This window comes from Streptomyces sp. NPDC127084, from assembly GCF_042724175.1.
GTDB lineage: Bacteria > Actinomycetota > Actinomycetes > Streptomycetales > Streptomycetaceae > Streptomyces.
In genome coordinates this window covers 6,671-9,970 of sequence record NZ_JBHXFA010000201.1, presented here as the reverse complement: position 1 = coordinate 9,970, position 3,300 = coordinate 6,671, and the positions used below count along the sequence as shown (strand labels likewise).

Sequence of the window (3,300 nt, the reverse complement as noted above, 5' to 3'; positions counted from 1 at the left end):
GCGGTTCCCGGGTCCCCCCGCCCCCCCCCCCAAGCGGCACCCGGGGGGGGGCGCCCCGCGCGGGGGGGCGCGCCCCGGGGGCGCCGGCCGCGCCATCGCCGTACAACTCGGGACGGCGGGCGCGACCGTCTATGTGACGGGGCGTACGACCAGGGAACGCGTCAGCGAGGTCGGCCGGACCACCGAGACCATCGAGGAGACCGCCGAACTGGTCACCGCGGCGGGCGGCGAGGGCATCGCCGTACCGACCGACCACCTGGACCCGGACCAGGTCAGGGCGCTGATCGCCCGGATCGGACAGGAGCAGGACCGGCTGGACATCCTCGTCAACGACCTCTGGGGCGGCGACCACCTGCTCGAATGGCACACCAAGATGTGGCACACCGACCTCGAACGGGGGCTGCGCCTGCTGGAGCTCGGCGTACGCAGCCACATCATCACCAGCAGCGTCGCCCTCCCGCTGTTGGTGCGCAGGCCCGGGGGCATCCTCTTCGAGATCACCGACGGCACACCCGAGTACAACCGGCGCTTCCGCGAGAACTTCTACTACGACCTGGCCAAGAACGCCCCCATCAGGATGGCCTTCACCCTCGGCCACGATCTGGAGGATCTCGGCTGCACTGCCGTCTGCGTCACCCCCGGATTCCTGCGCTCCGAGCAGATGCTCGACGCCTTCGGCGTGCGCGAGGAGAACTGGCGCGATGCCGTCGCCAAGGAGCCCCACTTCGCCGTGGCCGAGTCACCGGTCTACGTGGGCCGGGGCGTCGCCGCTGTCGCCGCCGACCCGGAGCGGGCGCGGTGGAACGGGCAGACGCTGTCCAGTGGGCAGCTCGCCAGGGAGTACGGCTTCACGGACGCCGACGGCAGCAGGCCGGACGCCTGGGGGTACTTCCTCGATGTGGTCCACGGCGGCAAGGACGCGCCCGTCGACGCCTACCGCTGACCGCCGGGTCCGTACAGGGCGTGCATCCGGGCCGCGGCCTCCGCGAAGCGTGCGCGGAGGCCCGCCGGCTCCAGGACCTCCGACTCCGCGCCGAGCGAGAGCAACTGGCTGAACGCCACCACCTCCGACTCGACCGCCAGGGTCGCGGTCACCCAGCCCTGCCCGTCCGGTGGTCCGGCCGACTGCAGCGCCTCGACGGCGGCGGCCCGGTCGGTGATGTGGGGGAGCCTGCGGGCGGCGTCGGGGGAGAGGCGTACGACGACCTCGGCACGCAGGATCGAGCGGGCGAACTGCGCGGCCCGCTCCTCCCAGAAGCCGGGCAGATCGAAGGTTTCATCCCGGGTGAAGCCCTGATCGGAGACGGACACGGTGGCGAACCGGTCGATCCGGTACACCCGAAAGGACTTTCCGTCAGCGCGGGCGCACAGATACCAGACCCCCGCCTTGAGGACCAGACCGTACGGTTCCAGCCGCCGCTCGGCATCCCGGTAGCGGGCCATCACGACGCGGTCGCCCCACACCGCCTCGGCGATCTCCGGGAGCAGCTCCGGGGTCCGCGGCTCCTGGTACCAGCCGGGCGCGTCCAGATGGAACCGCTGGGCGGCCGTGTCGGACGCGTCCCGCAGCGACGGCAGCAGCGCGGCCGACACCTTCAACCGGGCCGCCGAACCAGCGTCCTCAAGCCCCATCTCGCGCAGGGCCCCCGGCACCCCTGACAGGAACAGCGCCTCCGCCTCGCTCCTGGCCAGACCCGTCAGCCGGGTCCGGTATCCGCCGATGAGCCGGTATCCGCCCGCCCGTCCCCGGTCCGCGTACACCGGCACCCCGGCCTCGGACAGCGCGAGCGCGTCACGGGTGATGGTCCGCTCGGAGACCTCCAGCTCCTGGGCGAGCTCGGCGGCGGTCATGGAAGGCCTCGACTGGAGCAGCAGGACCATCTTGATGAGACGGGCGGCACGCATGGCAGCCATTGTCGCGGGCCCCGGCACCATCGCGCCGGGACCCGCGACGCGTTCACAGGCCGTAGCGCTCGCGTGCTTCCTTCACCGCCGACGCGGAGACCTCACCACGGCGGGCGAGCTGCGCCAGGGCCGCGACCACCACCGACTCGGCGTCCACCCCGAAGTGGCGGCGGGCCGCCGCGCGCGTGTCGGACAGACCGAAGCCGTCCGCGCCCAGCGATGACCAGTCCTGTTCCACCCACTGCGCGATCTGGTCCGGGACCTGCCGCATGTAGTCGCTGACCGCGAGCACCGGGCCCTCGGCACCCTCCAGCGCCTGGCGGACGTACGGGATGCGCTCCTCGCCGCGCAGCAGCGCCGCGTCCGCCTCCAGCGCGTCGCGCCTGAGCTCGGTCCAGGACGTCGCGGACCAGACATCGGCCGTCACGTTCCAGTCGGCGGCGAGCAGCCGCTGCGCCTCCAGCGCCCAGTGGATCGCCGTACCGGACGCCAGCAGCTGGATACGCGGGTCGTCCGCCGCGCCCTCGCCCTCCCTGAAGCGGTACAGACCGCGCACGATGCCCTCGTCCACGCCTGCCCCCTCGGGCTTGGCGGGCTGCGGCATCGGCTCGTTGTAGACCGTCAGGTAGTAGAAGACATCCGGGTCCTCGTCCGGCCGGGCCTCGCCGTACATCCGGCGCAGACCGTCCTTGACGATGGCCGCGACCTCGTAGGCGAAGGCGGGGTCGTAGGTCAGCGCCGCGGGGTTCGTCGCCGCGATCATCGGCGAGTGGCCGTCGGCGTGCTGGAGGCCCTCGCCGGTCAGGGTCGTACGGCCGGCCGTGGCGCCGATCAGGAAGCCCTTGCCGAGCTGGTCGCCGAGCTGCCACATCTGGTCGGCGGTGCGCTGCCAGCCGAACATCGAGTAGAAGATGTAGAAGGGGATCATCGCCTCGCCGTGCGTGGCGTACGAGGTCGCCGCGGCGATGAAGTCGGCCATCGAGCCGGCCTCGGTGATGCCCTCGTTGAGGATCTGGCCGTTGGCCGCCTCGCGGTAGTACATCAGCTGGTCGCGGTCGACCGGCTCGTACGTCTGGCCCTTCGGCGAGTAGATGCCGAGCGACGGGAACAGCGACTCCATACCGAACGTACGGGCCTCGTCGGGGACGATCGGGACCCAGCGCCTGCCGGTTTCCTTGTCCCTGATCAGGTCCTTGATCAGCCGGACGAACGCCATCGTGGTGGCCACGGACTGGCTGCCGGAGCCCTTGTCGAACGCGGCGAACGCCTTGTCGGCAGGCGCGGGGAGCGGACCGACCGGGTGTACCCGGCGGGCCGGGGGGGGGGGGGGCCGCGGGGGGGGGGGCGGGGGGCGGGAGGGCGCCCCCCGGGGGGGGCCGCCCCCCGGGGCCGCAG

General features: G+C 72.6%; 2 protein-coding genes and 1 pseudogene. 1 reads left to right on the top strand and 2 read right to left on the bottom strand.

Annotated elements, in window-relative coordinates:
* Positions 1–943 (top strand): SDR family oxidoreductase (locus tag ACFWI9_RS30450; protein ID WP_387167329.1); only part of this gene is annotated, 943 nt, incomplete at its 5' end.
* Here the strand turns inward: ACFWI9_RS30450 and ACFWI9_RS30445 are convergent.
* The gene (locus tag ACFWI9_RS30445; protein WP_387167326.1) at positions 934–1,905 is read right to left on the bottom strand and encodes a helix-turn-helix transcriptional regulator; all 972 of its coding nucleotides are present in this window, start codon (positions 1,903–1,905) and stop codon (positions 934–936) included. The genes ACFWI9_RS30450 and ACFWI9_RS30445 overlap by 10 nt on opposite strands.
* A 52-nt stretch (positions 1,906–1,957) precedes the next feature.
* Positions 1,958–3,229, bottom strand: a pseudogene (locus tag ACFWI9_RS30440) (pyruvate dehydrogenase (acetyl-transferring), homodimeric type); the annotation flags it as partial.
* Positions 3,230–3,300: the final 71 nt, after the last annotated feature.

Coding starts and splice junctions, on each gene's coding strand:
- ACFWI9_RS30445 (WP_387167326.1), bottom strand. CDS start 1,905: ATGCGTGCCGCCCGTCTCATCAAGATGGTCCTGCTGCTCCAGTCGAGG.